Genomic DNA, 249 nt, shown 5'->3' with positions numbered 1-249 from the left:
GCCTTCGCCTTCGTTGTCGGCGCGCAGCAAAAGCAGCACGTATTTGAGGGTGACGATAATGGTCAGCGCCCAGATCATCAGCGAAATCAGGCTGATGACTTCGAAACGGGTGAGACCGTCCTGGGCAACCGGCTTCAGCGCTTCGCGGAATGCGTAAAGCGGGCTGGTACCGATATCTCCATAGACGACGCCAACGGAGCCGAGCGCAAGATAAAAGAGTTTGCGCGGCGTCATGTGGCGATCGTGCGA

The 249-nt window shown here is 57.8% G+C and carries 1 protein-coding gene; it reads right to left on the bottom strand.

Annotated elements, in window-relative coordinates; genetic code table 11:
* Positions 1-234 (bottom strand): KUP/HAK/KT family potassium transporter (locus tag SB764_RS43145; protein ID WP_410867187.1); only part of this gene is annotated, 234 nt, incomplete at its 3' end.
* Positions 235-249 lie beyond the last annotated feature (15 nt).

Source organism: Paraburkholderia sp. SIMBA_027, from assembly GCF_046535315.1.
Lineage (GTDB): Bacteria > Pseudomonadota > Gammaproteobacteria > Burkholderiales > Burkholderiaceae > Paraburkholderia > Paraburkholderia tropica.
This window is presented reverse-complemented; position numbering and strand designations above follow the sequence as displayed.